Raw genomic sequence first — 25,146 nt, forward strand, 5'->3', positions numbered from 1 at the left:
CCGGCGGCACCGCCGCCGGTGGGCCGGGCCTGCGGCCGTGCGGTGCCGCGCCCTCCCACCACTGGCACAACAAAAACGGCCCCTTGCGGGGCCGTCAACCCGAGATGCTCGCGCACTCGAGGGGGTATGGCGACACCCTAACAGCCCCCTCCAGCGTGGCATGATGCGGCTGGCGCGAGGGAGCGCGCATGGGCGGACTGCCGTCCTCGTGGATGGCTTCAACCTGTGTCACGGGATGAAGGAGAAGCAACGGGGGCGTCTCTTCCCCAGTCGCCTGATCGCCGGGGCCGCGCTCCTCGCCGACGCCCAGCGCGAGATCCTCGCCCCTCTCACCCCCGGCCAGCGGGACGAACTCACGTGCCTGCTCGTCGTCCTGACTGAGCACCACCGCCCCTCGCATCCCGGCCCCGCACGACGCGGAGTGCCCCGTCCACCCGGTGTCCGGGCGGAAGTCCGAGGCCGGGGCGCGTGAGCGGGAACGCGGACCCGGAGTTGGCAGGCGTGCCCCGCAGCGGGTACAGGCGGTAGCTATGAGCTGGTACGGCGTCGGGCGTTCGAGCGGCGGGATGGCCGGTGCGGTCACCTGAACGACAGGGCGAGGGCAAGCTCCAGAACGAGCGAGCGGCCCTGGCGGGTCGGTCCGCAGGACGCGGAGGCTGGTGGCGTGGCGTTCGGCGAGCCATTCGCCGGAGGTGAAGTGCGCGCGTCCGCCGCCGGGCAGCCGGATGAGGTTACCGCTTGAGGTCGATCATCCGTACGGGTTGTCCCGTGGTCCGGGCGATGGTCTCGAAGTCCCGGTCGTAGTGGAGCAGGGTGAGCCCCGCTTCCTCCGCGACCGCAGCCACGAGGAGATCCAGCGGGCCGGCGCTGCGGTGCTCGCCTTTCGCGGTCAGCTGCTCCTGGACGACGCGGCTGCGCCGGTAGACGCCGTCCGGCATGGGGCACCAGGTGTAGTGGGCGTCGAGCGCAGCCCGCAACCGTGCGCGGTCTGAGGATGACCGGGCGGAGTAGAGGACCTCGAGTTCCGTGATGTCACAGATCGCCACGAGGCCGGCGCCGATCCTGTCGTCCCACTGGGGTGCGTTCTGGCCAAGGAGAACGCGGGCGAGGGCGGACGTGTCGATGAGGTAGTCCGCGACGCTCACTCAGCCGCTCCTGTGGGCCGGTACTTGTTCTTGTGTAGGAGAATGTCCAGGTCCAGAGCCCCCTCGGCCGTCAGTTCCCGAGCCTCCGCGAGCGCCCGCAGCCGTCGGTAGCGGGCGGTGACCTCTCGTAGCGCCGTGTTGATGGTGTCGCGTTTGGTGGTGGTGCCAAGCTCTTTGGCGGCTGCCTCCAGCGCCTCGTCGTCGAGGTCGACCACGGTTCGGCTCACAACGCCTCCTTCGCGTATACGCAGGGCTTTATATCAATATACAAGATCGAATGTATATGCGCGATGGGTCGGTCAGCTCCGCAGGGGGTTCGGCAGCGACGTCCAGTGAACGTCGCCCGGCAGCAGCCGCATGAGGGTCAGTGCCTTCGCCGGCAGCGGCGCCTCCCGTAGCGCCCGTTTCGCGGCGCCGGCCGGCAGGTCGGCCGTGGCGGCGGCGAGCACCGTGGCCAGCGTTGGCCCGTCCCCGGCCAGCGGCGCCAGCGCCCCGGTGACCAGGCCGCCGAGCGTCTGCCGGCGCAGCGCCGCCGGGTCGTCGTTCAGCAGCCGGCCGGCCAGCGGCGGTGCCGGAAGGCCGTGGTGGGCGAGCCGGGCCGGGGAGACGCGGATGTCGGCGAGGTCCCGGTAGACCAGCCGCCTGGCCCAGCCGTCGGCGTCCACGACGGCGAGCAGGTTCTGGCCGTGCGCCTCCAGGGAGAGGCCGAGGTCGAGCAGGTCCAGGCAGACGCCGATGGCGAGCCGCGCGAACGCGGTGACCCGGTCCAACGGATGCTCGTACGAGGCGAACAGCTCCGGCAGCGCGGCCACCGGCACGACCCGTTCCCCCGCGCCGGCGTCGGCGTGGACGTGCGGCGACTCCCGCAGCATCGCCGCCAGTTCGGGCGTGCCGTCGCCGGCCGCCGCCAGCGTGCGCGTGACGTGCAGCCGGCCGTCGAGCCGTTCCGCGATGCCGGCCACGAACTCCGAGGTGGGCAGGGCGTTCTCGATCGAGTACGGGGAGATGTCCCGCACGGCCGACGTCAGCCGGGCGCTGACCGCCGTCTTGACGTGGCGGTCGTCGCCGAGGTCCAGCGTCCGCAGCGCCAGCAGCGGATGCGCCTCGGGGCCGAGCCGCAGCGTCCGGTCGGCCAGCACGTGTGTCGCCTGCCACGGGTGCACCGGGATCAACACGGCGCCGCCGTCCCGCAGTTCGGCCGGCCACGCGCCGTGTACCCGGGCGGCGTCGGCGACGGGCGCGAGCCGCAGCGACACCACCGGCCGGTGCTCCGGCGCGTACGCCAGCTGCTCGGCGGCCGAGAAGCCGGGCCGCGAGCGGCAGTTGGGGTGGTAGGGGTGGCCGTCCCGCGACGACTGCTCCCACTCCCAGGGCGCGGCCGGCGGCCGGGACGGTGGCGGCGCGGTGCGGGAGAGCGCCAGGGAGGCGACGCTGTGGTCGAGTTCGGTGGCGAAGTCGGTGCCGTTGGTCACGGCGAGCGCCGTCAGCAGCTCGGCCGGATGGTCGTGCCGGGTGCCGTCCAGCTCCAGGGCGGCGACCGAGGTGCCCGTCGCCCACGGGTCGCACGCCGGCCCGTGCAGCCGCCGCCCGTCGGCCAGCCGCAGCGTGACGCCGCCCCCGTCGGCGGTCTGGTCGGCAACCCAGGGCAGCGGCTCGTGCACCAGGCCGCGCCACAGTCGGGCCAGCACCGCCGCCCGCGCGCCCGGCAGTTCGGCCAGGTACGCGTCCACCGCCCCGGGGCGGGCGGCGGCCAGCTCACCGACGAGGTTTCGCTCCGCGATGGTTCGACACACCCACCCGTCCTACCGCATCCGTTCACCCGACACACATACTGACGTTCGATGGATACCTTCGCCGTGGCGGCCGACGAGCTCGCCGTGACGCCGTTGCTCAACTGTCTGGTCAGAGAGGCCACCGACCCGGCGGGCGAGCCGCGCGCGGGGCGCGCCACGCGCCGACTGCGGTACACCGGACGGCTGTTGCGCGTCCGCACCGGCCACCGTCCTTCCGAACCCGAGCTGTGGGCCGGCGGCGCGTGGCGACCGCTGCGCCACGCCGCCCTCGTCGACCTCGTCGCCGAGGAGATGCGCGCCGCCACCGGCCGCCCCAACGAGCCGCTGACCGCCCAGATGGCCGCCAGCCGCACGGTCGTCGAAGCCCTGCTGGCCGCCCGCGACCGTGCCACCCCGCCCGACGAGCCGTGGCTGCGCTCCGAACAGGCCCTGGTCATGGGCCATCCCTTCCACCCGTCGCCCAAGGCACGCGGCGGCGGACCACCCGCCGACTGGCTGCGCTACGCGCCCGAGGCGTACGCCCGTTTCCCGCTCGCGCTGCTCGGCGTGCGCGAGGACGCGGCGATCGACGAGGGCGACGCCAGCGCGCTCGACGCCCTGGGCGAGGCCCCGCCCGGGTACAGGCTGCTCCCGGTCCACCCCTGGCAGCTCGAACTCACCAGCCGCATACCGGAGGTGCGGGACGCCTTCGCCGACGGCCGCCTCGTGCGCGTCGGCGTCACGCCCTGGGAGGCGGTGGCCACGGCCTCGGTGCGGACGGTCCACGTGCCTGCCCGGGACCTGTTCCTGAAGTTCAGCCTCGACGTGCGGATCACCAACGACGTACGGCGGCTGTGGCGGGACGAGTTGCGGCAGGCGAGGCACAACGACCCGCTGGTCGCGGCCGCTTTCAGGGAGATGGACGGTCCCGTCACCTGGCTGACCGAGCGCGGCCACCGCACGGTGCGCGGACTCGACGAGACGTTCCCGGTCCTCGTCCGCGACGGCCTCGGCGCGCACCTGCTTCCCGGCACGACGGCCGTGCTGGCCGCCGCGCTCGCCGAGGGCTTCGACGGCAACCCGCTGGACCGGATCGCTGACCCGCTGGCCTGGTGGTCGGCCTACCTGGCCTGCGTCGTGCCACCCCTGTTGGAGGCCTACGCCCGGCACGGGGTGGTGGTGGAGTGCCACCTCCAGAACACGTTGATCGCGGTGGACGCGGCCGGCACCCCCGTCCAGGCGGTGTTCCGGGACGCCGAGGGGTCCCGGGTGATCCCCCAGATGTCCCGCGCCGACGCGTGGCGCCGACTGGTGTACTGCCTGCTCGTCAACAACCTCGCCGAGGTCGCGGGCGCACTGGCCGACCGCTTCCCGGACGCGGCCGGGGCTCTCTGGCCGGCCGCGCGGCGGGAGTTCGAGCGGAGTGACATCCCCGAGGTGGCGGAGCTGCTCAGCGCGCCGACGGTGCCGGGGAAGGCCAACCTGCTCTCCAGCTGGCTTGAGGCAGACGCCACCAAGCCGCGCTACGTCCCGTTCCCGAACCCGCTCGCCACCCTCCCCGAACCGGCGGTCAGAGCCGACCGGCCCGGACCTCGCTGACGAAGCGGGCCCAGCCGCGCGCGGGGAAGACGATGGCGGGTCCGGTGGGGCGCTTGCTGTCGCGGACGGGGAGGACGCCGGGGTATCCGTCGGCGACCTCCACGCAGTTGTTCAAACCTCCGTCGCTGTAGCTGGACTTGCGCCAAGCGGCGGTGCGGAGGCCGTTCACAGGCGGCCGGCCTGCACGTGGGTGATGAAGTGGGCCCAGCCGCGCGCGGGGAAGATGACGGCGGGTCCGGTGGGGCGCTTGCTGTCGCGGACGGGGAGGACGCCGGGGTATCCGTCGGCGACCTCCACGCAGTTGTCCATGCCTCCGTCGCTGTAGCTGGACTTACGCCAGACAGCGGTGCTCAGGTCGACTCCAATGGGTCGCATGGCAGGGTCTCCATCAACTGCTCGATGAACGCCACGGAATCCCGTGGCGTTAGGGCCAGGGCCCTGACCGCATCGTAGGACAGTCGCAACTCCTCGACATCCTCCGCGACCTCGAACAGCTCCCCGCTCTTGGCACCTTCAAGCCAGGCAACGGTCCCTCCGTCGGCCGTACGCAGCAGTCCAAGCGCTTCACCGTAGAGGTCGTGTGGGCCCGCCGCGAAAGGCAGCACCTGGATCATCACGTGCGGCTCTGCGGCCAACTCCGCGAGAAGCGCGAGCTGTTCCCGCCACTCCATGGGATTGTGCAAGGGACGCCGCAGGGCCGCCTCATCGATGACCACTCGAATCTGCGGAGCGGGCTTGCGACGTAGCAACTCCTGTCGACCGAGCCGGGCATCCAGTTGCTCCTCCAATTCCGGGATGTCCTCCGGGCCGTGAGGAGTGGAGAACAGCAGCGCCCGTGCATATGCCTCGGTCTGGAAGAGACCGGGGATCAACGCGGTGACATAGCGCTCGATGACGGCGGACTGGGCTTCCAGCTCAAGAACCCGCTGGTACTTGTCCCGGATCTTGCCTTTCGCCAGCGCCAGTTCCCAGAGGATCGACAGGTGCGGTGTCGTCCCGTACAGCGTGTCCAGCGCCTCGATGAGTTCCGGGCCGCCGAGGCTCTTGCCGCTTTCGACGCGGCCGAGTTGCGTGTGGTCGTAGCCGACCTTCTCGGCCAACTGCCGAAGTGATCGGCCGCTTTCCTCCCGTAGGCGTGCCACCTCGATCCTCAGCATGCGGCGCGGCGAGACGCTCGGTCTTCCGGAGATCGGCTTCCGTTGCGGCATGGGAACACCCTTTCGTTGCACGTGGGTTGCCGGCGATACGGCAACAGCTGGCCCTGGCTATGGACGCTGGCAAGCCGTCACGCTGGGCTGGTGCACCAACCTGCCACCGGCCGCAGATATCCGGCAAGATATTCCAAATGCGAAATTCCGTGCGAAGTGGAACCGGTCGGCGACACCGAACAACTCGGCTGCGGATCCCGCGGATCGTCCCTACGATCGCGACCGTGATCCCGACGCCGCATCCCGACCGGTTGGAGCGCGGGCACCCGTTCCGGCACTGGAAGACCTGGCGGATACCCGGTGCCCGGCTGACGCTCACCGGCTATTCGCGGGCCAACGACAAGACCCTCTTCCGCATCCCCGAGCTGCGCTGCGCCCTGGACGCCGGGCTGTGCGAGGGGCGTCGGGTCGAGACGGTGCTGCTCACCCACACCCACCACGACCACGCGAAGGACCTCGACTTCCTCGCGTCGCAGCCCGGCACCGACGTCTACCTCCCGGCCGAGGCGGTCCCCTGGGCCGCCGCGTACCTGCGGGCGTCGGCCGAGTTGAACCACGGGCCCGGCTACGACCCGGACCTCGTCTCCGCCGAGCGGCTGCACGGGGTGCGCGGGGGCGACGAGTTCGTCTTCGGCCGGGCGTCGCGGCACCACGTGCGGGTGGTGGAGTGCGAGCACAAGGTGCCGTGCGTCGGCTACGCCGTCTCCGAGCGGCGGAAGACGCTGCTGCCGGAGTTCGCCGAGCTGCGCCGGTCACTCGGTGAGCAGGGGCGGGGTGCCGAGTTCGGCCGGATCGTCGCGGAGCGGCGCGCGGCAGGAGTGGCGGTCGAACGCGAGGAGCCACGGCCGTTGTTCGCGTATCTCGGCGACAGCCATGTGCGCGTCTTCGAGCGGAACCCGTGGCTCGCCTCGTACCCGGTGGTCATCACCGAGTGCACCTTCCTCCACGACTCGGAGGCGGCGCGCGCGGAGCGGGTGGGGCACGCCGTCTGGAGCGGCCTGCGTCCTGTGGTGGAGGCACACCCCGAGGCGCTGTTCGTGCTGACGCACTTCAGCCTCCGCTACACGGACCGTGAGGTCCTGGACTTCTTCGCCCGGGAGGGGTGTCCGGAGAACGTGCTGCTGTGGGCCCACCCGGCGAGCCACCTGCCGGAGCAGCACCAGCACCGGACCGTCTGAGCGGTGTCCCGGCCGGCACCGGGCAGGCCGGGGCGCAGACCCAGAGCTGGAAGGCGTGGCCCCAACGGTCGGCGACCGGTGCGCCGAACGTCCGCCCGATCGGGCCGAGTCGGGTGCCGCAGCGGGCGCAGGAGATGGCCATCAGCTGCCGTGCGGTGAGGCAGTCCAGCGGCGGGATGGCCGGCGCGGTCACCCGAGCGTCAGGAACGTGGCCAGCGCGACGACGAGGGCGCAGCCGGCGAGCACCGGCGCCCAGATCTCGGCGCGGGAGGTCGTCCGGTCGTCCCGGTGGTGGGCCGCGTCGTCCCAGAAAGAGCGAGGGCGCAGTCCCGGCGGGTCGGCGCGGAGCACGGTGAGCGTGGTGCCCCGGTGGACCGAGAGGCGTTCGCCGGAGACGAAGTGCAGGCGCACGGCGCCGCCGTCGAGGTGGGTCCTCGCCACGACGATCAGTGGCCGGCTGCCGACCGGGACGACGTCGCCGCGCAGGACTGCGGCCGGGTAGATCTCGACGGTCTCCACCCGGACCGGCGCGCGGCTCACCGCCGACCGCCGCTCTTCAGCTCGACGTTGGTCTCGCTCTCCGCGTTGACCCGCCGGACACGGGCCCGCAGCTCCGCCAACACAGGGCTGGACTCGGCCTCCTGTCCGGAGGGTTCCGGCTCCGGCTCGCGCTCGGTGGGTGGGGGAGGGGTGGCGTGCGTCATCTCCGTCGATCTCCGTCCAGTCACGTTCCGTCTATGTGGACTCGCTCCAGCGTGACGGAGTCCGAGGGTGGTAACCAGCCGGATCCGGTGCCGTACGGAGGGTAAACGGGGAGGCTGTGGAGCGTTCCCACCGGCCACGGCGACGCGCGCCGTCCCTGATCGCCTACCCTCCCGACCGGAGGTGATGCGCCCATGACGGTGCTCGGGGTCGACATCGGCACGTCGAGCAGCAAGGGGGTGCTGGTCGACATGGACGGCGCCGTGCTGGCCACGGCGACGCGCCCGCACGAGGTCGACCGGCCACGGCCGGGGCACGTGGAGATGGACGCCACGGTGTGGTGGGACGAGTTCGCCTCCCTCGCCCGCGAACTGACGCGCCAGGGGCCGCCGGTGACGGCCGTCGGCGTCAGCGGCATGGGCCCGTGCGTGGCGCTGGCCGACGCCGACGACGTCCCGCTGCGCCCGGCCATCCTCTACGGCGTCGACACCAGGGCCACCGCGCAGATCGCCCGGCTTGCCGCCGAACTCGGCCGCGACGCCGTTCTGGAGCGCTGCGGTTCGCTGCTGTCCACCCAGGCGGTCGGCCCGAAGATCGCGTGGGTCGCCGAGCACGAGCCGGAGTTCGCCGCGCGGGCCAGGCGGCTCTACATGCCGAGCTCCTACCTGGTGCGGCGGCTCACCGGCGCCTATGTGCTCGACCACCACTCGGCCAGCCAGTCCGTGCCGCTCTACGACTCGCTCGCCCAGGACTGGTACGGCCCCTGGGCGGAGCGCGTCGCGCCCGGCATCGAACTGCCGCCGCTGCGCTGGCCCGGGGAGGTCGCGGGACACGTCACGGCCGGGGCGGCCGCGGCCACCGGCCTGCCGGCCGGGATCCCGGTCACCGCCGGCACCGTCGACGCCTGGTCCGAGGCGTTGAGCGTGGGCGCCACGGACACCGGCGACCTGATGCTGATGTACGGCAGCACCATGTTCCTCATCAACACGGTCGCCGAACGGCTGCTGGTGCCCGAGCTGTGGAGCACCGTGGGCGCCCTGCCGGGGACCCGCAGCCTGGCCGGCGGCATGGCCACCTCGGGCGTGATCACCGACTGGCTGCGGCAGTTGTTCGGCTCCCCGGACCACGCGGCGCTGCTCGCGGAGGCCGAGGCGTCGGGCGTCGGGGCGCGCGGGCTGCTGATGCTCCCGTACTTCGCCGGCGAACGGACGCCCGTCGCCGACCCGGACGCGCGGGGCGTGATCGCCGGCCTCACCGTCTCGCACACCCGGGGCGACCTGTACCGGGCCGCGCTGGAGGCCACCGCCTTCGGCGTGCGCCACAACGTCGAGGCGATGCGGGCGGCCGGCGCCGACATCAGGCGCGTGGTGGCTGTGGGCGGCGGCACCCAGGGCGGCCTGTGGACCCGGATCGTGTCCGATGTGACAGGCCTGGAGCAGGAGATCAGGGCCGTGACGCTGGGCGCCAGCTACGGCGCCGCGTTCCTGGCCGCCGGCACGGTCGGCGAGCCGGCGATCGACGCCTGGAACCCGGTGGTCGAGCGTGTCACCCCCGACGCCGGCTGCCGCCGGGCGTACGAGGAGCGGTACGAGCTGTACCGGCGGCTCTACCCGGCGACCTGCGACATCGCGCACGCGCTGTCGCTCGCCGCGAACGCCGGGCTGGAGCCGTGAGCGGTGGGCCGGCCCCGGAGGCGTGGCCCGGCGCCGGAGTCCCCTCCACTCCGGCGCCGGGCCGGTTCACGGGGTGCGCAGCTCGCCCGGCGTGGCGCTGGTGCGCACGGAGCGGGCGGCGACGCCGAGGTTGATCGCGATCAGGGCCAGCGCGCCCGTGCCCAGCAGGGCGAGCGGGACGACCGGCAGGTCGATCGCCCGCACCGTGTCCGGTGTCACCACCTCGGCCATGCCCGCTTCCTCCTCTCCCACCCCCGGAGCGGGGCATGTGGCCGCACCCCCGCAGAGCTCGGACATGCCGCCGATGACGACCTGGTCCCCGGCGTAGCCGCGCGCGAGCAGGGCTCCGACGAGCACCGCCAGGGCGACGGCCGGGACGGCCGGCGCGAGCGTCCGCCAGGCGAGGGCGCGGATCAGCACCCCGCGTGGGACGCCGGTGGCCAGCAGCGCGCTGTGCGCGCGGCGCCGGGCGAACACCCGCTCCAGGAGGGCGACGAGCAGCCCTCCGGCGGCCACCGCGAGGGCGACGAGCGTGGCGAGGGCGAACAACTCGGCGCTGCTGACGTAGAAGTCCTCGTCGAACGACAGGTAACCTTCGGGCCGGCCGCCGAGCTCCCGGTAGGCGGCGTTGGCCGCCTCGTGCGCCTCGTTCGTCGTGACGAACCAGGCGCGCACCACGAGGGCGCCCGAGCCGAGGAGCACCGCCGCCAGCAGCGCGCCGAGGGTGCGGCTGCCGTGCCAGGGGTCGGCCATCAGGTCCCGGGCGGCGATCAGCGACGCCGGCCGCCGGGAGACGCGGAGCAGCAGCCTGCCGGTGGTCGCGGAGAGCCAGCCGACGCAGAGCACCACGCCGAGGATCGCCAGCGCCGAGGCGGGCAGCATGAGGAAGGGCACCGAAGACGCGCCCCCGCCCTCGACGACCGCCGGCAGCTGGGCCAGGTGGCCGCCGACGCCGAGCACGATCAGCGCCGCGGGCCACGGTCGGGGCGCCCGGCGGGCGGCTGCGCGCCGCACGCCGAACGGCGTGGCGGTGACCCGCCGCAGCAGCACGGCCGCGGCGAGCATCGACAGCAGCGGGACGCCCAGCAGCACGGCCGCGTAGGCGGCCGGCGAGGGCAACACGTCGGTGGGCAAGGGCAGTTGGCCGTCCGCGTCGGGACGGTGCAGCAGCGGGCGGGCCGCGAGCTGGACGGCGACCCCGGCCAGCACGCCGAGCAGCGCGGCGCCGCCGGTCTCGACGACGGCGAGCGCGACGGCCTGCCGGGGCGTGCCGCCGGCCAGCCGGATCGCGGCGAGGCGGCGGTCCTTGGCGGGGGCGCCGATCCTGGCGCACTGGCCGGCCAGCGCCAGCACCGGGAGGGTCAGGAACAGGAGGACGACGGCGACGCCGGGCCGGAGCCCGGGCTCGCGCAGCAGGGCGTTGGTGTACTGGCGGGAGAGGCCGTCGACGCCGGCGCCGCCGAGGTCCGGCGACTCGATGGCGGCCACGGTGGCGGCGGCCAGCAGCGCGAGGGTGGCCAGCGCGGCGCTGGCCGCGGTGAGGGCGACCCGCAGCCGGTCGCTGCCGGTGCCGGCCAGGGCCAGCCGGGCCAGGGTCGACCCCCGCATCTCGACGCCGGGCAGAGCGCCTCGGGCGCGGGGTACCTGCCCCGCGTCGAGGGCGGTCACCCGATCGCTCCGGCCACTATGCCGAGGCCGCCCGGGTCGAGGACGCCGTCGCGCAGCACGATCTCGTCGTCGGCGTATCCGGCGACGGTGGCGTCATGGGTGACGAGCACCACGCTCATGCCGCGCTCCCTGGCCAACTCGACGATCAGACCCAGCAGTTGCTCGCCGACCAGGCGGTCCAGGGCACCGGTCGGCTCGTCCGCGAAGAGCACACTCGGCTCGGTGACCAACGCCCGGGCCGCGGCCACCCGCTGCTGCTGGCCGCCAGACATCTGCCCCGGCACGGTCTCGGCCAACTCCCGCACGCCGAACCGGTCCAGCCAGTCGAGGGCGACGGAGCGGCTCTCCCGCCGGCCGTGGCCGGCGAGCAGCAGCGGCAGGGCGATGTTCTCGGCGGCCGTCAACTCCGCGACGAGCAGCCCGAACTGGAAGAGCACCCCGAACTCGTCGCGCCGCAGCCGGGAACGCTCCGTCTCGGAGGCCGTGTCGAGGCGACGGCCGCGGTAGTGGACCTCGCCGGCGTCCGGGCGCAGGATGCCGGCCAGGCAGTGCAGGAGCGTGGACTTGCCGCAGCCGCTCGGTCCGGTGACGGCGAGGATCCGGCCCTCGCCGAGCTCCAGGTCCAGGCCGCGCAGCGCGGGGGTCGGACCGTAGGACTTCGTGATGCCGCGGGCCTGTAAGAGCGTCATCAGCGCACCTCCCGGTGCAGTTCGGCGACCCGATCGAGCGTGGTGCGCAACCAGCGGAGATCGGCGTCGAGGTGGACGATGGCGAGGTCGGCGGCGATCACGTCGCCGAGGGACGCCGCGGGGTCGGTCTTGACCGCGGTCAGTTCCCGCAACCGCGCGGTGTGGGCGGCCCGTTGGGCCACCAGGTAGGCGTGGGCGCGCTCGTGCCCCTCCGCCACCAGGGCGACGACGACCTTGGCGAGCAGCGGGTTCGCGCCGTCGGGGGCCGGGGGCTCGACGGTGCCCAGCCAGGTCGCGAGCGACTCCCGGCCCGCGTCGGTGAGCTCGAACAGCGTGCGGTCCGGGCCGCCTTCGCGGTCGCGTCCGGCCTCGGCCACCAGGCCGTCCCGCTGCAGCCGGCCGAGCGTGCCGTAGACCTGCCCGAACGCCAGCGGCCTGGCGCGCGGCAGCCGGGCGTCGTACGCCTTCTTGAGTTCGTAGCCGTGCTGGGGCCCGGCGGTGAGGAGCCCGAGCAGCACGTTGGCGGCCAGTGACATGCCATCCACTATTCTCTGAGAGAATAGCCGCGTCAAGGGGCACCCGTGCCAGGGCGGTTTGTTCGTCGGGGAACTACCGGTCCGTCAGGCCGGTCGCCCGCAGGGTGATGTTGAGCCGGCCGGCGCGCAGCCCGGTCGCCGGGTCGGCCGTGCCGGGCATGACCTTCGGGACGCCGTGGTAGGCCAGGCGCGAGGGCCCGCCGAAGACGAACAGGTCGCCGGAGGCCAACTCCACGTCCGTCCACGGCCGGTTGCGGTTCTCCGGGTTGCCGAACCGGAAGACGCAGCTGTCGCCGACGGAGAGCGACACGACCGGCGCGCGGGAGCGCTCGTCCTTGTCCTGGTGCATGCCCATCCGCGCCGCGCCGTCGTAGAAGTTGACCAGCGCGGTGTCCGGCTCGTACGCGGCGGCCCCTTCCACCAGCCCGTCCTGGTAGGCCTCGGCCACCGCCTTCCGGCCCAACTCGCCCAGCCAGTCCGGGAAGTCGACCACCCGCGCGCCGTTCACGTCGTCGGCGGTGCGGGTGTAGCGGTAGGGCTGCCAGTGCCAGCCCAGGCAGACCGTGCGCACCGACATCACCCCGCCGAGCGGCAGCCTGGTGTGCCGCATCGGGACCGGGCCCGTCGCCCACGCCCGGCAGGCCGCCACCAGATCGCGCTGCTGGTCCTGGTCGAGCCAGCCGGGGACGTGCACGGCGCCCGGCGCGACCTCCGTGCGGAACAGCGCGGTCACGGCCGGGCCGCCGGGCCCGTCGACTCGCGGACCACGAGCTCTGGCGGGCGCAGCGACGGCGGTTCGGCGACCGCCCGCTCCGGGTCGAGCAGCCGGAACATCTCGGCCGCCGCGGCCTGGCCGACCCGGAACAGGTCCTGGCCGATGGTGGTCAGCCGCGGGTAGACCCACTCGCCGAGCGGCAGGTCGTCATAGCCGATCACCGACAGGTCGCGCGGCACCTCGACGCCGAGCCTGCGGGCCGCGTTCATCGCCGCGACCGCCATCGTGTCGTTGGCGAACAGCACGGCGGTGGGCCGCCGTTCGGCCGGGGCCGCGAGCAACTCCTCGGTGGCCGCCACCGCGCCCTGCGGGGAGAAGTCGGAGATGAAGAGCCGGCCGGGCCGCAGCCCGAGTTCGGCGAGCGTCGACTCGAAGACCCGGCGCCGGAACACCGTGTGCACCCGGTCCTCGGGACCCGACACGTAGGCGATCGCGCGGTGCCCGAGCTCCACGAGGTGACGCACCGCCGCCCTGACCCCGGCCTCCTGCCCGCCAGCCTGCACCGACACCACCGGATCGGCCTGCCAGGGCACGCCCACCAGCACGGCGGGCAGCCGCAGTTGGCGCAGCAGCTCGAACCGTGGGTCGCCGATCCGCGACTCGGTCAGGATGACGCCGTCCACCCGCCGCTCCTCGGCGAGCCGCCGGTAGGCCCGCTCCTCCGCGCCGGGCTCCTCGCCCACGATGTGCAGCAGCAGGCCGTAGTCCGCCGGCGCCAGCTCGCGCTCGATGCCGGAGATCAACACCGAGAAGTGCGGGTCGGTCGCCAGCAGGTCGGAGGAGCGCCCGGCGACCATCCCGATCGCCCGGGTGCGGGCGCCGCGCAGCGCCACCGCCGTCACCGAGGGCGACCAGCGCAGCTTGCCGGCGGCCTCGAGCACCCGCTGCCTGGTGGGGGCCGAGATCCCGGAGCGGCCGTTGACCACCTTGGAGACCGCCGACACCGAGACGCCGGCCAGCGCGGCCACGTCGGCGATCGTCGGCGGCTTGGCGGACGCCCGCCGCCCGGAAGTCCGGTCCGTCACCCGTCATCCCCCTCCATCCGACTCCGCCCGGTCCGCCGGCTCGGAAGCGAAGTGCACCACGGTAGCAGCGGTCGCCGAGGCCGACTCCGACGAGTAAAACGTTGTAGCTCGGCTCGGTCAAGGTGTCGACAGCGGGATTGGTAAAACGATATACCTGACGGGTATCGCACGGCCCGCTGAAGGAACGGAACCAATCGATGAGGCGTAACGCGGCCAAGCTCACGGACGGCGGCGGCGAGCCCGCCGTCTGGATCGGGGTCAACTACTGGTCACGGACCGGCGGTCCCCTGATGTGGCGGAACTACCGGACCGCCGTCATCGACGAGGAGCTGCGCACCATGCGGGAGCACGGCATCACCCTCACCCGCTCCTTCCTCTACTGGCCCGACTTCATGCCGGCCGAGAACACCCTGGACGAGGAACTCCTCGCCCACTTCGACGACTTCCTCGACCGCCACCAGGCGCTCGGCATGACCACCATCCCGACCTTCATCGTCGGCCACATGTCGGGACAGAACTGGGATCCCGCCTGGCGCGCCGGCCGCGACATCTTCTCCGACGCCTCCTTCCTCGCCCAGCAGGAGTGGTACGTCGGCACGCTCGCCGCCCGCTGGAAGGACCACCCGGCCGTCGCCGGCTGGCTGCTCACCAACGAGATACCGATCTACGCCCACTGGCAGTCACGCGGCATCGGCACCGTCGACCACGCCGCCGTCACCGCCTGGGCCCGCACCCTCATCGACGCGCTGCGCGCCGCCGGCGCCACCCAGCCCGTCTCGGTCGGCGACGGCGCCTGGGGCGTCGAGGTCACCGGCGCCGACAACGGCTTCCGGGTCCGCGACCTCGCCCCGCTGATCGACTTCCACGGCCCGCACGTCTACCGGATGGAGACCGACGCCGTCCGCCAGCACCTGGGCGCCGCGTTCGTCTGCGAGCTGCTGGACATCGACGACAAGCCGGTGATCATGGAGGAGTTCGGCCTCACCTCCGACTACGTCTCCGAGGAGAACGCCGCCCACTACTACCGGCAGGTGCTGCACAACACCCTGCTGGCCGGCGCGACCGGCTGGATCCCGTGGAACAACACGGACTACGACGACCTGTACCAGCAGGAGCCGTACAGCCACCACCCGTTCGAGATGCACTTCGGCCTCACCGACCACCTCGGCCGCCCCAAGGAGCAGCTGCGGGAGGTCAAGCGCTTCACGGAGATCCTGGACCGCGTCGACTTCCCCCGGCTGCACCGCCCCGACACGTCCGTCGCCCTGGTCGTCTCCTCCTTCCTGGAGCGGATGTACCCCTTCACCCAACCCGAGGACGCCACCAGCGTCTTCGCCCACACCCGGCAGGCGTACGTCGCCGCCCGCGAGGCCGACCTGCCGGTCGGCGTGGCCCGCGAGGCCGACGGACTGCCCGAGGACTGCGCCCTCTACCTGCTGCCGTCCGCCAAGCAACTCACCGCCCCCGGCTGGCGCTTCCTCACCGAGCGCGCCGCGGCCGGTTCGGTCGTCTACGCCTCCTACTTCGTCGGCGAGCACGCCACCCAGCGCGGCCCCTGGTGGCCGAAGCTCGACGAGACCTTCGGCGTGCGGAAGGCCCTGCGCTACGGCCTGACCGACCCGATCGAGGACGACGAGCTGCGGATGGTCTTCCGGCGCGACTTCGGCGCCATCAGGGCCGGCGCGGAGCTGGTCTTCACGGTCGCCGGCACCGAGAACTCCCGCACCTACCTGCCCGTCGAGCCGGACGGCGCCGAGGTGATCGCCGTCGACGCGCACGGCCGCCCCGCCCTGCTCTCGCACGCCGTCGGCAGCGGCCGGATGATCCTGTGCACCTACCCGATCGAGCACATGGCCGCCGTCACCCCCCGCGTCAACCCCGAGCCCACCTGGCGGCTCTACGCGGCGCTGGCCGCCGAGGCCGGCGTCACCCCCGACGTCACGGTGGACGACCCCCGGGTGCTGGTCGGCACGATGACGCACGAGGACGGCTGCACCTTCGTCTGGTTCGTCAGCCAGCACGACGAGCCGCTCTCCCTCACGCCCACCCTGGCCGCCGGCTCCCTCTTCGACCTGGACGGTGCGAAGCTGCCCACCGTCGACCTGCCACCCTTCGGCGTCGTCGTCGCCGAACTCGCCCGCTGAGGAGACACCAGCCGATGAAGATCACCTCCGCCGAGACCATCGTCACCAGCCCAGGACGCAACTTCGTCACCCTCCGCATCACCACCGAGGACGGCATCACCGGGCTCGGCGACGCCACCCTCAACGGGCGCGAACTGTCCGTCGACTCCTACCTCCGCGACCACGTCGTCCCGCTGCTGATCGGCCGCGACGCCGGCCGCATCGAGGACACCTGGCAGTACCTCTACCGCGGCGCCTACTGGCGGCGCGGCCCCGTCACCATGGCCGCCATCGCCGCCGTCGACATGGCGCTGTGGGACATCAAGGCCAAGGCCGCCGGCATGCCGCTCTACCAACTCCTCGGCGGCGCCTCCCGCAGCGGCGCCCTGGCCTACGGCCACGCCTCAGGACGCGACATACCCGAGCTCTTCGACTCCATCCGCGCCCACCTGGACGCCGGCTACCGCGCCATCCGGATACAGACCGGCATCCCCGGCCTCGACTCCGTCTACGGCGTCGCCGCCTCCGCCGCCGGCGGCGGCGAGCGCTACGACTACGAGCCGGCCCGCCCCACCGCCGTCCCCGTCGAGGAGACCTGGGACACCCGCGCCTACCTGCGCCACATCCCCACCGTCTTCGAGGCGGTCCGCGCCGAGTTCGGCCCCGAACTGCCGCTGCTCCACGACGGCCACCACCGGATGACCCCCATCCAGGCCGCCAAGCTGGGCAAGGCCCTGGAGCCCTACGACCTGTTCTGGCTGGAGGACGCCACCCCCGGCGAGGACCAGACCGCCCTGCGCCTGATCCGCCAGCACACCACCACGCCCCTGGCCATCGGCGAGGTGTTCAACCACGTCCACGACTACACCACGCTGCTCTCCGAGCGCCTGATCGACTACGTCCGCTCCGCCGTCACCCACACCGGCGGCGTCACGGCGATGAAGAAGCTGCTCGACCTGGCCGCCGTCTACGGCGTCAAGTCCGGCATGCACGGCCCCACCGACATCTCCCCGGTCGGCCAGGCCGCCGCGCTCCACCTCGACCTGGCCATCCACAACTTCGGCATCCAGGAGTACATGCGGCACTCCGCCGCGACGCTGGAGGTCTTCGAGACCAGCTACCGCTTCGAGAACGGCCTCCTCCACCCGTCCGACACGCCGGGCCTCGGCGTCACCCTCAACGACACGGCCGCGGCCGCCCACCCGTACCAGCCGGCCTACCTCCCCGTGAACCGCCTCACCGACGGCACGGTCCACGACTGGTGAGACCCGTCCCCTGAGCCCGTCCCCTGAGCCCGGCCGGCGGCCCGCCCACCGGCCGGCTCAGAGATGCACGACGCGCAGCACGGTGATGGTGAGGATCGGGTCGGAGACGAGGTACATGATCTGACCGCCGGAGCCGAAGTCGCGCCACCAGATGCCGTCGCGGCCCTTGTACGCCCCGTCATAGGGATCGTCGCGTATCTCCAGCTCCATGTCGTCGTACGCGGTCCTCGCCGCGCGGGGCAGCGTGTTCCGTTGGCGCTTCGCCACGTCGACGTAGCGAATGTCGTAGATCACTCCCTATGGCTGCCCGTCGTCCTCCGCCAACATGCTGAGGTCACCGGCCTCGATCCGGCGGGCGAGCTCCAGGTCCTGGGCCAACTGCTCGGGGTTGGCGTTCCGGCAGGCGGGGGTCCACCACTCGTGGACCACCAGCAGCAGGTGCCGGTGGTCGAAGGTGCGCTCGGCGCGGTCGGCCGCGCCGTCGAAGTCCAGCGCGAACCGCGACCGGTCGTCCGGCGTCAGCGCGGCGTAGACGGCAGGCCCGGTGCGGTCGACCCAGCGCGTCGGGTCCTGCTGCGACCGGTGGCGCGGGCGGCGCGTGATCGTGGCGTCCCGCTGCGAGCGGAACCGGTCGGCGTCCACCACGTCCTGGTCGCCACCCGCCGCCTCCCACCACGTGCGGACGACCTCGGCCAGCGGCTCCACCTCGTAGGTGATCCGCGTCCCGCGCAGCGCGAAGGCGAACTCGTCCTCGAACTCCTTGCGCTGCGACAGCGCCAGCGCACCGGCCACCCGCCCGCCGTCGAGACCGCCCATCCGGCTGATTCCGTCACTCACCCGCGCAAGGATGTCACGGATGCCGGTCCGCTTCGTACGCGTCGAGCCCCGGCCCCTCGACGGCCGTCCTGGGCGCCGCTGTTTATGCCGGAACGCGCATATCCGGAGCCTGAACGTGACCGGCGGGGCATCAAGCTTCTACCGTGCTGCTGAGCGGACCCAGGAGTGTCCGACAAGGGGGGAGCGGGGACATGGCGAACGCCCTGAGACTGCGTCGTCTGACCGGCGTGGGCGACGGGGAGTGCGGCGAGGGCGACTGCCCGAACGTGTATCTCACCAACCGGCGGTCATTTGTCGTGCAGGGCAATCAGTTTCACGGCTTCCGGGTCCCGGAGGGCGAGGGACTGGTCGAAATCCCGGAGGAGGTGCTTCGTGAGGCCTTCCGTGCACTTGGATGGTGACGAGTGGCGCCGCTGCTTCACCTCCATGAAGCACGACGCCTGGCGGCTGGAGACGTTGCCGGTGTACACCATGCCGCAGGAGGCGGAGAAGTTCGCGCGGTTCCGCGCGGGGGAGCGGTCGCCGAACGACCACACCTCGGCCTGGATGGACGACATCCGGCACTGGCGGGGCCAGGGCAGGACGGTGGGGCGTGTGCACGTACTGAGGCGTCCGCTCTCGGACTACCTCCGCTTCGAGTTCGAGTACTACTACCGTCATCACGTGCGGGCCGGGGAAGAGATCCGGATCCTGGACCTGACCGATCGCGAGAACCCGGGCCTTCCGGACCAGGACTTCTGGATGTTCGACGATTCCAGGGTGGTGCTGATGCACTACCGTTCGGACGGCACCCAGATCAACCGTGAGCTCCATCAGGGCGATCCCTCGCCCTATGTCGCCTGGCGGAAGCTGGCGGTCTCCGAGTCGATCCCGTTCACGGAGTATGTGAGACGGTTTGGCGCTTGATCCCGAGCAGCGAGGTGATCCCAAACGGGAACTGGCCGAGGCGCTCAAGGAGTTGCGCCTGCGAGTCGGCCTCACCGGAGACCGGCTCGCACGGCGCTGCAATATCTCGCAGTCGAAGATCAGCAGAATCGAAACGGGCAAAGTGCTGCCCAGCGTGGTCGACGTCGAGCGGATAGTACGCGCTCTCGGTGCACCGGCCGACATAGTGTCCGAGTTGACGGCATTGGCCAGGATGGCGAACACGGAATGGCAGGGGCTGCGGTCCCTCTACCGTAAGGGGCTGCACAGGAAGCAGAACGAACTGGCCGACCTGGAAGCGGGGACCAGCGAGTTTCGCTATTTTCTTCCATCGGTGGTCACCGGCCTGTTGTCCACGCGTCCCTACATGCGGGCGACGCTCCGACGTGCTGGTTCAGATATTGATCGCATCGTTGACATGAAGATCGCACGCCAGGAAATCCTGGAAGACCGGACCAAGTCCTTCACCTTCCTCCTCACGGAGCAGGCCGTGCGATGGCCCCTCGTGCCGGCCGTCGAGATGGCCAGACAGATTGATCGCCTGAAGATGCTGTCCCAATGGCCCAACATAAGGATCGGTGTGCTACCGCTGCGGGGCGGTATTCCGGTCATGGCGCTGGGTACCTTCACGGTCTACGACCGCACGCTGGCAACTGTCGAAACCACTGCGGGGATCGTCGTTCTGAGAGATTCCAGAGATGTGGCCGCACATCTCGGCCTGTTCGGCGAGCTTGAGGAATGGGCGCTGTTCGGAGCGGCGGCAGTCCAGCAGCTGTCTGAATGGGCGCAGGATTTCGAGTGATGTGAAGTGGAGGAGGAGCGAGCGGATGACCCGTGTTCGAGAATGCGAAGCAAAGGTGTTGGGCATCGATCCGGACGACATCGCTCAGCGTATTTTGCATGCCGGTGGCGCGTTCGTGTCTGATCGGTTGATGCGCCGCTATGTGTATGACCTTCGGCCCTCGGAACCTGGTAAGTGGGTCCGGCTTCGCGACAGCGGCGCGGAGGTCACCATCTGCGTAAAGGAGATCGTTTCCAGCGCGGTGGACGGTGTCCTGGAGACGGAATTGGCCGTGATGGATTTCGATGTGGCCCACGCGCTGTTGCAGAACCTGGGATTCACCGCCAAGGCGTATCAGGAGAACCGGCGTGCCTCGTGGCGGCTCGGCGCAACGCGCCTGGAGATCGACTCCTGGCCGCTGATTCCGCCCTACCTGGAGATCGAGGGGGACGGCCCGGAGGACGTCTACCAAGCCGCGAAGCTGCTGGGTTTCGGGCCCGAGGTACTGACCAGCGAGAACACCACGGACGTCTACCGCAGGTACGGAATCGACCTGGAAACCATCACGGACCTGTGCTTTTCCGTACAGACGGAGAAAGGAGGTTGACCGACGTGCCGGACCCGCTTGAACTCGCTGGGATCCCGATCGAGGTACGTCCCGATCGAACGTTGCGTGTCAAGATCATTGACGCCTGTGGACTCGCCTGCACCTTCTGTCACAACGAGGGAACTCCGGTAACGGCCGACAACCGTGATCGGTTGCCGCAGGATTACATGGGTGGCCCTGGCACCCGGACCGGGCGGGTGTCCATCTATGTGGCAACCAACCGTGCTGGCTTCCTCTCCACACGTATCGAACCCGGACCCGACTTCGCGCTCGCGCTCGCGGCCATGCGGGGCAGCCTGGCCATCGAGGAGGTGCACTTCACCGGTGGCGAGCCGACACTGCATCCAGAACTCCCGGAACTGGTGGCGCTTGCACGCTCCATGGGCCTGACGGTTGGCCTGACCAGCAACGGAGAGAACGGCGCTGCGGTCATCCCCGCCGCCGCCGAGGCGGGGCTCGACCGCATCAACCTCTCGGTGTTCGGGACGACCCCGTCCGAGCTCGCCGCCGTTCAGGGGAGCCGCCTGGCTGGGGTGGGCCTGGCCGCCAGAAAGCTGGCCGCCCTCGATCGCACCATCGATGCCGCCATCGCCCACGGAGTGAAGGTGTCGGCGAACATGGTGGTGCCTGACGGAAGTCACGTTCCCCGGGTACTCCGTGTCCTTGACGCATACGGCCAACACGTCGTCGTGCGCCTGCTGCTCAACCTGGAGACGGCCGACGCGTCCAGCGAGGCGATGCGCGAGGTGCTGACGACGGTGGGGGCGACTCCGGACCGCCACTTCGTGACGGCGGGAACATCCGACCAACGCACCCGTTACCGCCTGCCCGACGGCCGCACCATGTACGTGAAGACCATTCGGCCGGTGCGCCTACCTGACACGTGTGCGGGCTGTCACCTCAACAACCCGCGAGACTGTCAGGAGGGCTACTACGGAGTCCGTCTCTACAAGTCGGCCGAGGGACCGTTCATGGTCGGAGTGTGCATCCGACGAATGGACCTGACCGTCACGCTCGGTGAGTTCGTGATGAGTCGGCTGAGCCGCGAGGTTCAGGAACTTCGGGACGACGAGATGGCCCGCTTGACCGCCCTGGCGCGGGAGAGCAGGTCGGCGGGTGTCCCGATCTCCGACCCGAAGAGCTCGGCTGGCTCGTTGTTGTGAGCGTCGGGCCGATGGGGCGCCCTTCTTGCCGTCACTTCACCGCGTAGGGGCATTCAGGGATGTGGGTCCGGTTCGTATGCCTCAAGCCCTGGACCTTCGACGGCCAGCGCGACGAGTCCGGTGGAAGTGCCGGACGCGTGCCGCTCGCCGGCCTCCCAACGGACGCCCCACCCCGGGGAAATGGCGACCCGGACGCCGTCCGCGCCCGCGACCCAGCCCTCGCCCGACACCACGAGGAACAGCTGCGTAGCCGAGGCTGGGTGCGCCCCGATGGTGCCGCCGGGCTGGACGGTCAGCCAGGTGAGCGCGACCGACCCGCCATCCGAGGCCGCGATCCGGGTCGCCACCACCCCGACGCTGCCGTACCGATCGACCGACCGCTCCGCGCGGTCGAACCGGAACAGCCGCATCAGGCGAGCCGATCGGTCTTGACCGCGGCCAGAAGTGCGGCGAGGCGGGAGGGCGTGGTGGCGAGTTCGGTGTCCGGCTTCTGCGAGGCTCGCTTGGGTGTCATCGCTTTTCCTGTGGGTTCCTGGCGATCTGGCGGATCCCGCCGAGGTCGGTCAGCCGTTGGGCCTGGCCGTCTGCATGGCGGTCAGCCGGCGAATGCAGAGCCCAGTGACGATCACTGTCGGAACGACCAAGGCATGCAAGGCCAGACTGAACCAGGTCAACGGCTCGAACTCGTACCAGTACCAGTAGTCGTAGTGACATTCATCGCAAAACCTTTCCGTGGCATCTTGGTCCCAGACAACTGTTTCTGTCCATGGAGTCCAGAAGAACGGCCAGGTCAGGAAGGTGGCGAGCCACAGCGACCACCACAGGTGAAGCAGACCGGCGGGGGCCATCCCGCCTCCCCGGCCGGGCGAGCTGTAGGCATGCCAGACGTCGTTGGCGACCTGCTTGGGGAGGAAGAGGTTTCCCACCGGGATGAACCAGCCGATCACCGCCATGCGCGGGCGGTATCGCAGCCGCCCAGGCGCGAATCTCTCCGCAGCGGAGCGTATCTGGAAGAACCAGATCAGCCAGCACACCACCAGCCCCACACCCACGAGAACCTGGGCAGCCAGCAGGGCATTCGCGATTTCGTCGGTCTCGCGGACCCGCAAATCGCTACGAGTATCGACTGACTGGGACTCTCCCTGGCCGGCGGCAGCGAAAAGTTGGTGGACGACGGTGAGCGCCGCGAGCAGAGCGTAGAACGCCAGGAGCCAGTAAAGAGCCCTGCGGGACGTGCCACCCGGGCTACGCCGCTCGTCGACCAGGCGACGTCGCGAAGTCTCCGACCGTCCGGCCTCGTCCAGTTCGGCGGTGCGCTGGTACGGCGAGTCGCCGCCCGCGGACGGCACGGCCTGCGAGGCGTGGGCGGAAGGTGTGGTGAGCGGGGCGGTGGGCGGGCGCGCGGGTTCAGTCGGGGCCGCGGCCGGCGCCCCGGCGGCCGGGCCCGTGCTGGGTACGGCGCCCGAGGCGGGACCGGTCCGGGTGTGCGGGTCCTCTTGATCGAGGAGCTGAGCCGCGTCCTGCCCCAGCCGAGCCAGCAACTCCGGCGGCAGCCACGGTCCCAGCGGGCGGGCGCGTGTCTCGTCCCGTTCGCGCAGCGCGGCCAGGGTCGGCCGGTCGGCCGGGTCCTTGGTCAGGCAGTCCCTGATCAGCCCCAGCAGCGGCCCCGGGACGTCGGTGAGGTCCGGCGGGTCGTGCACCACCCGGTACATCAGGGCGTGCAACTGGCCCTCGGGGGCGCCGAACGGCAGTCGCCCGGTGGCGGCGAAGGCGAGCACCGCACCGAGCGAGAAGACATCGCTGGCCTCGGTCAGCCGCTCACCGCGGATCTGTTCCGGGGACATGAACCCAGGGGAGCCGATCACTACTCCGGTGGTGGTCAGCCCTCCGGTTGTGGAGGCGTCCAAGGCACGGACGATGCCGAAATCGATCAGCCTTGGGCCGTCGATGGTCACCATGACGTTCGACGGCTTCAGGTCGCGGTGAATGAGCCCGGCGGCGTGGATGTCGCCCAACGCCTGGCACAACCCGGAGGCCAGGCCGCGCACCGAGTGCTCGGGCAGCGGTCCGTGCCGTTCCGCCACCACCTGGTGCAGCGTCGGCCCGGGGATGTACGCCGTGGCCACCCAGGGCAGCTCCCCGTCCGGGTCGGCGGCCAGCACAGCGGCCGTCCACCGTCCGCCGACCCGCTGAGCCACGGCGGTCTCCCGCGCGAAGCGGCGCCGAAAATCCGGGGCCGCCGCCAACTCGGCGCGGATGGTCTTCACCGCCACCATCCGCCCACGTGGCGACCGGGCCAGATAGACCACGCCCATGCCGCCCGCGCCGAGCCTGCCCAGAAGCCGGTAATCGGCTATCCGGTCGGGATCCTCTCCTCGTAGAGGCCGCACGCTGGCTCCCTCCCCCACGACCATCACCGCGGCGCCAAGACTATGGCCGCGGGCACCCGTTCTCCAGTGCCGGGCGCGCTGCCCGCCTCAAGCTCTTTCCATACCTCAGCCGCTGCGGCGATATGCCAGCCGTTTCCGCTGCTCACGGTGCGTTGTCAGACCCGCGTCCTAGAGTCGTGACGACGATCAACGAGCAACAGGCAGCAGGAGAGACAGATGGCCCGTCACACCCCGCCCCGGCCGGTTTCGGTGGAGGAGCTGTTTCCCGAGCTGGTGCCGTTCCGTCGGGAGGCGCTGCGGTTGCATCCGCGGGCCGGGGCGCCCTCGTGTCGGGAGAGTTCGGTCGGTGGGCCGCTGCTCTGGCCGGCCGAGGAGGCGTGGCCGATGTGCGACGTGGCGGACGGCGCGCACGAGGGGGTGGTCGCGATGGTGCCGGTGGTGCAGCTGTACCGGGCGGACGCGCCGGGGGTGCCGTATCCGGAGGGGGCCGACCTGCTCCAGGTGCTGTGGTGTCCGTTCGAGCACGGCGAGTTCTGCTGTCCGCTGCCGCTGGTCCGTTGGCGGGACGCCGGCGCGGTCGGTGAGGTGCTGCCGACGCCGCCGGCCCCGGCCGAGGCAGACGAGGACCATGTGCCGAGCCCCTGCGTGGTGCACCCGGAGCGGGTGGCGGAGTATCCGAGCTGGGATCTCCCGAGGGAGCTCCGGGAGACGCTGAGCGACCGGTTCCAGCGGCTGGAGAAGGACACGGGGTGGATGTACTGGTACCACCTCGCCGACGCCCCGGGGATCAAGGTGGGCGGCTATCCGGGCTGGACGCAGGACCCGTACTGGCCCGACTGCCCGTCGTGCGGCGAGCGGATGGCGCATCTGCTCACCGTGGCCAGTCGGGAGTACGACGGCGAGTCCAAGCGGACCTGGGTGCCCGTCGAGGACCGGATCGACGGGGAGCCCGACCGCGCCGCGCTGGACGCGGCCGGGCTGATGTTGGGTGACGTCGGCGGGGTCTACATATTCGAGTGTCGGGCCTGCCCGGACCGCCCCGTCGGGCACTGGTTCGACTGCAGCTGAGCCGCGACGCTCGGGCGC

General features: G+C 71.5%; 28 protein-coding genes. 11 read left to right on the plus strand and 17 right to left on the minus strand.

Annotated elements, in window-relative coordinates; translation table 11 throughout:
* Positions 1–731: 731 nt before the first annotated feature.
* From ACFWI8_RS26445 to ACFWI8_RS26455, 3 genes are all read right to left on the minus strand, one after another.
* A complete protein-coding gene (locus ACFWI8_RS26445; protein ID WP_387096233.1) occupies positions 732–1,145 on the minus strand; it encodes a PIN domain nuclease in 414 nt (137 codons plus the stop codon).
* A complete protein-coding gene (locus tag ACFWI8_RS26450; RefSeq protein WP_387096235.1) occupies positions 1,142–1,372 on the minus strand; it encodes a type II toxin-antitoxin system VapB family antitoxin in 231 nt (76 codons plus the stop codon). Before ACFWI8_RS26450 ends, ACFWI8_RS26445 begins: the two co-directional genes overlap by 4 nt.
* A gap of 72 nt (positions 1,373–1,444) precedes the next feature.
* Positions 1,445–2,938, minus strand: coding sequence for an IucA/IucC family protein (locus ACFWI8_RS26455; RefSeq protein ID WP_387096238.1), 1,494 nt, complete (start codon positions 2,936–2,938; stop codon positions 1,445–1,447).
* A 48-nt stretch (positions 2,939–2,986) separates the two neighbouring features.
* Between ACFWI8_RS26455 and ACFWI8_RS26460 the strand changes: the two genes are divergently transcribed.
* Positions 2,987–4,516: an IucA/IucC family protein gene (locus ACFWI8_RS26460; protein ID WP_387096241.1), complete on the plus strand. Its 1,530-nt coding sequence runs from the start codon at positions 2,987–2,989 to the stop codon at positions 4,514–4,516.
* Here ACFWI8_RS26460 and ACFWI8_RS26465 read toward each other — a convergent pair.
* The 3 genes from ACFWI8_RS26465 to ACFWI8_RS26475 are packed head-to-tail and all read right to left on the minus strand — an operon-like array spanning position 4,488 to position 5,724.
* Positions 4,488–4,685, minus strand: coding sequence for a DUF397 domain-containing protein (locus tag ACFWI8_RS26465; protein ID WP_387096243.1), 198 nt, complete (start codon positions 4,683–4,685; stop codon positions 4,488–4,490). The genes ACFWI8_RS26460 and ACFWI8_RS26465 overlap by 29 nt on opposite strands.
* Positions 4,682–4,891 (minus strand): DUF397 domain-containing protein, encoded by a 210-nt coding sequence (locus ACFWI8_RS26470; protein WP_387096246.1) that lies wholly within the window; start codon positions 4,889–4,891, stop codon positions 4,682–4,684. The genes ACFWI8_RS26465 and ACFWI8_RS26470 overlap by 4 nt, the downstream gene beginning before the upstream one ends.
* Positions 4,867–5,724 carry a helix-turn-helix domain-containing protein gene (locus ACFWI8_RS26475; protein WP_387096248.1) on the minus strand — a complete coding sequence of 286 codons (858 nt, stop codon included), beginning with the start codon at positions 5,722–5,724 and terminating at the stop codon, positions 4,867–4,869. Before ACFWI8_RS26475 ends, ACFWI8_RS26470 begins: the two co-directional genes overlap by 25 nt.
* A 224-nt stretch (positions 5,725–5,948) precedes the next feature.
* Between ACFWI8_RS26475 and ACFWI8_RS26480 the strand changes: the two genes are divergently transcribed.
* Positions 5,949–6,902: an MBL fold metallo-hydrolase gene (locus ACFWI8_RS26480; protein WP_387096251.1), complete on the plus strand. Its 954-nt coding sequence runs from the start codon at positions 5,949–5,951 to the stop codon at positions 6,900–6,902.
* Positions 6,903–7,091: 189 nt separating this feature from the next.
* Here the strand turns inward: ACFWI8_RS26480 and ACFWI8_RS26485 are convergent, their stop codons facing one another.
* Both ACFWI8_RS26485 and ACFWI8_RS26490 read right to left on the minus strand, forming a co-directional pair.
* Complete coding sequence (locus ACFWI8_RS26485) at positions 7,092–7,442, minus strand: hypothetical protein (RefSeq protein WP_387096254.1); 351 nt, start codon at positions 7,440–7,442, stop codon at positions 7,092–7,094.
* Positions 7,439–7,606 (minus strand): hypothetical protein, encoded by a 168-nt coding sequence (locus ACFWI8_RS26490; protein WP_387096257.1) that lies wholly within the window; start codon positions 7,604–7,606, stop codon positions 7,439–7,441. The genes ACFWI8_RS26485 and ACFWI8_RS26490 overlap by 4 nt, the downstream gene beginning before the upstream one ends.
* 192 nt (positions 7,607–7,798) lie before the next feature.
* Between ACFWI8_RS26490 and ACFWI8_RS26495 the strand changes: the two genes are divergently transcribed.
* On the plus strand, positions 7,799–9,277 hold the full coding sequence (locus tag ACFWI8_RS26495) for an FGGY-family carbohydrate kinase (protein WP_387096260.1): 1,479 nt from the start codon (positions 7,799–7,801) through the stop codon (positions 9,275–9,277).
* A 66-nt stretch (positions 9,278–9,343) separates the two neighbouring features.
* Here the strand turns inward: ACFWI8_RS26495 and ACFWI8_RS26500 are convergent, their stop codons facing one another.
* From ACFWI8_RS26500 to ACFWI8_RS26520, 5 genes are all read right to left on the minus strand, one after another.
* Positions 9,344–10,945, minus strand: coding sequence for a hypothetical protein (locus ACFWI8_RS26500; RefSeq protein WP_387096263.1), 1,602 nt, complete (start codon positions 10,943–10,945; stop codon positions 9,344–9,346).
* Positions 10,942–11,634 carry an ABC transporter ATP-binding protein gene (locus ACFWI8_RS26505; RefSeq protein ID WP_387096265.1) on the minus strand — a complete coding sequence of 231 codons (693 nt, stop codon included), beginning with the start codon at positions 11,632–11,634 and terminating at the stop codon, positions 10,942–10,944. The genes ACFWI8_RS26500 and ACFWI8_RS26505 overlap by 4 nt, the downstream gene beginning before the upstream one ends.
* Positions 11,634–12,170, minus strand: a complete 537-nt coding sequence (locus tag ACFWI8_RS26510; RefSeq protein WP_387096268.1) for a PadR family transcriptional regulator — start codon at positions 12,168–12,170, stop codon at positions 11,634–11,636. Before ACFWI8_RS26510 ends, ACFWI8_RS26505 begins: the two co-directional genes overlap by 1 nt.
* Positions 12,171–12,243: 73 nt before the next feature.
* Entirely contained in the window at positions 12,244–12,903 is a 660-nt protein-coding gene (locus tag ACFWI8_RS26515) for an alpha-ketoglutarate-dependent dioxygenase AlkB family protein (protein ID WP_387096270.1), read from the minus strand.
* Positions 12,900–13,970: a LacI family DNA-binding transcriptional regulator gene (locus ACFWI8_RS26520; protein WP_387096272.1), complete on the minus strand. Its 1,071-nt coding sequence runs from the start codon at positions 13,968–13,970 to the stop codon at positions 12,900–12,902. Before ACFWI8_RS26520 ends, ACFWI8_RS26515 begins: the two co-directional genes overlap by 4 nt.
* A gap of 197 nt (positions 13,971–14,167) precedes the next feature.
* On the opposite strand from ACFWI8_RS26520, the gene ACFWI8_RS26525 reads away from it, so the two are divergent.
* The gene (locus ACFWI8_RS26525; protein WP_387096275.1) at positions 14,168–16,114 is read left to right on the plus strand and encodes a cellulase family glycosylhydrolase; all 1,947 of its coding nucleotides are present in this window, start codon (positions 14,168–14,170) and stop codon (positions 16,112–16,114) included.
* Between the two features lie 14 nt (positions 16,115–16,128).
* Positions 16,129–17,358: a D-mannonate dehydratase ManD gene (manD, locus tag ACFWI8_RS26530; RefSeq protein WP_387096278.1), complete on the plus strand. Its 1,230-nt coding sequence runs from the start codon at positions 16,129–16,131 to the stop codon at positions 17,356–17,358.
* A gap of 57 nt (positions 17,359–17,415) precedes the next feature.
* On the opposite strand, the gene ACFWI8_RS26535 is transcribed toward manD, so the two are convergent.
* Complete coding sequence (locus tag ACFWI8_RS26535; protein ID WP_387096281.1) at positions 17,416–17,652, minus strand: hypothetical protein; 237 nt, start codon at positions 17,650–17,652, stop codon at positions 17,416–17,418.
* Positions 17,653–17,655: 3 nt separating this feature from the next.
* Positions 17,656–18,195 (minus strand): DUF6247 family protein, encoded by a 540-nt coding sequence (locus ACFWI8_RS26540; protein ID WP_387096284.1) that lies wholly within the window; start codon positions 18,193–18,195, stop codon positions 17,656–17,658.
* A 191-nt stretch (positions 18,196–18,386) separates the two neighbouring features.
* On the opposite strand from ACFWI8_RS26540, the gene ACFWI8_RS26545 reads away from it, so the two are divergent.
* From ACFWI8_RS26545 to ACFWI8_RS26565, 5 genes are read left to right on the plus strand one after another with little or no spacing between them, the layout of a single operon-like run.
* Positions 18,387–18,596, plus strand: coding sequence for a hypothetical protein (locus ACFWI8_RS26545; RefSeq protein ID WP_387096287.1), 210 nt, complete (start codon positions 18,387–18,389; stop codon positions 18,594–18,596).
* Entirely contained in the window at positions 18,580–19,101 is a 522-nt protein-coding gene (locus ACFWI8_RS26550; protein ID WP_387096356.1) for a DUF6879 family protein, read from the plus strand. Before ACFWI8_RS26545 ends, ACFWI8_RS26550 begins: the two co-directional genes overlap by 17 nt.
* Positions 19,091–19,921, plus strand: a complete 831-nt coding sequence (locus ACFWI8_RS26555) for a helix-turn-helix domain-containing protein (protein ID WP_387096290.1) — start codon at positions 19,091–19,093, stop codon at positions 19,919–19,921. Before ACFWI8_RS26550 ends, ACFWI8_RS26555 begins: the two co-directional genes overlap by 11 nt.
* A 25-nt stretch (positions 19,922–19,946) precedes the next feature.
* The gene (locus ACFWI8_RS26560) at positions 19,947–20,507 is read left to right on the plus strand and encodes a class IV adenylate cyclase (RefSeq protein ID WP_387096292.1); all 561 of its coding nucleotides are present in this window, start codon (positions 19,947–19,949) and stop codon (positions 20,505–20,507) included.
* 5 nt (positions 20,508–20,512) lie between these two features.
* The gene (locus ACFWI8_RS26565; RefSeq protein WP_387096359.1) at positions 20,513–21,670 is read left to right on the plus strand and encodes a radical SAM protein; all 1,158 of its coding nucleotides are present in this window, start codon (positions 20,513–20,515) and stop codon (positions 21,668–21,670) included.
* Between the two features lie 53 nt (positions 21,671–21,723).
* Here the strand turns inward: ACFWI8_RS26565 and ACFWI8_RS26570 are convergent, their stop codons facing one another.
* The gene (locus ACFWI8_RS26570; RefSeq protein ID WP_387096295.1) at positions 21,724–22,080 is read right to left on the minus strand and encodes a cupin domain-containing protein; all 357 of its coding nucleotides are present in this window, start codon (positions 22,078–22,080) and stop codon (positions 21,724–21,726) included.
* Positions 22,081–22,233: 153 nt separating this feature from the next.
* Complete coding sequence (locus ACFWI8_RS26575) at positions 22,234–24,084, minus strand: protein kinase (RefSeq protein ID WP_387096362.1); 1,851 nt, start codon at positions 24,082–24,084, stop codon at positions 22,234–22,236.
* A gap of 192 nt (positions 24,085–24,276) precedes the next feature.
* On the opposite strand from ACFWI8_RS26575, the gene ACFWI8_RS26580 reads away from it, so the two are divergent.
* The gene (locus tag ACFWI8_RS26580) at positions 24,277–25,128 is read left to right on the plus strand and encodes a DUF1963 domain-containing protein (protein ID WP_387096298.1); all 852 of its coding nucleotides are present in this window, start codon (positions 24,277–24,279) and stop codon (positions 25,126–25,128) included.
* The last annotated feature ends 18 nt before the right edge of the window (positions 25,129–25,146 follow it).

Origin of the sequence: Streptomyces sp. NPDC127098, assembly GCF_042722465.1 — a bacterium.
In the GTDB taxonomy this organism is placed as follows: domain Bacteria; phylum Actinomycetota; class Actinomycetes; order Streptomycetales; family Streptomycetaceae; genus Streptomyces; species Streptomyces millisiae.

Coding starts and splice junctions, on each gene's coding strand:
- ACFWI8_RS26460 (WP_387096241.1), top strand. CDS start 2,987: ATGGATACCTTCGCCGTGGCGGCCGACGAGCTCGCCGTGACGCCGTTG.
- ACFWI8_RS26470 (WP_387096246.1), bottom strand. CDS start 4,891: ATGCGACCCATTGGAGTCGACCTGAGCACCGCTGTCTGGCGTAAGTCC.
- ACFWI8_RS26475 (WP_387096248.1), bottom strand. CDS start 5,724: ATGCCGCAACGGAAGCCGATCTCCGGAAGACCGAGCGTCTCGCCGCGC.
- ACFWI8_RS26490 (WP_387096257.1), bottom strand. CDS start 7,606: ATGACGCACGCCACCCCTCCCCCACCCACCGAGCGCGAGCCGGAGCCG.
- ACFWI8_RS26495 (WP_387096260.1), top strand. CDS start 7,799: ATGACGGTGCTCGGGGTCGACATCGGCACGTCGAGCAGCAAGGGGGTG.
- ACFWI8_RS26505 (WP_387096265.1), bottom strand. CDS start 11,634: ATGACGCTCTTACAGGCCCGCGGCATCACGAAGTCCTACGGTCCGACC.
- ACFWI8_RS26510 (WP_387096268.1), bottom strand. CDS start 12,170: ATGTCACTGGCCGCCAACGTGCTGCTCGGGCTCCTCACCGCCGGGCCC.
- ACFWI8_RS26525 (WP_387096275.1), top strand. CDS start 14,168: ATGAGGCGTAACGCGGCCAAGCTCACGGACGGCGGCGGCGAGCCCGCC.
- manD (WP_387096278.1), top strand. CDS start 16,129: ATGAAGATCACCTCCGCCGAGACCATCGTCACCAGCCCAGGACGCAAC.
- ACFWI8_RS26545 (WP_387096287.1), top strand. CDS start 18,387: ATGGCGAACGCCCTGAGACTGCGTCGTCTGACCGGCGTGGGCGACGGG.
- ACFWI8_RS26560 (WP_387096292.1), top strand. CDS start 19,947: ATGACCCGTGTTCGAGAATGCGAAGCAAAGGTGTTGGGCATCGATCCG.
- ACFWI8_RS26570 (WP_387096295.1), bottom strand. CDS start 22,080: ATGCGGCTGTTCCGGTTCGACCGCGCGGAGCGGTCGGTCGATCGGTAC.
- ACFWI8_RS26575 (WP_387096362.1), bottom strand. CDS start 24,084: ATGGTCGTGGGGGAGGGAGCCAGCGTGCGGCCTCTACGAGGAGAGGAT.
- ACFWI8_RS26580 (WP_387096298.1), top strand. CDS start 24,277: ATGGCCCGTCACACCCCGCCCCGGCCGGTTTCGGTGGAGGAGCTGTTT.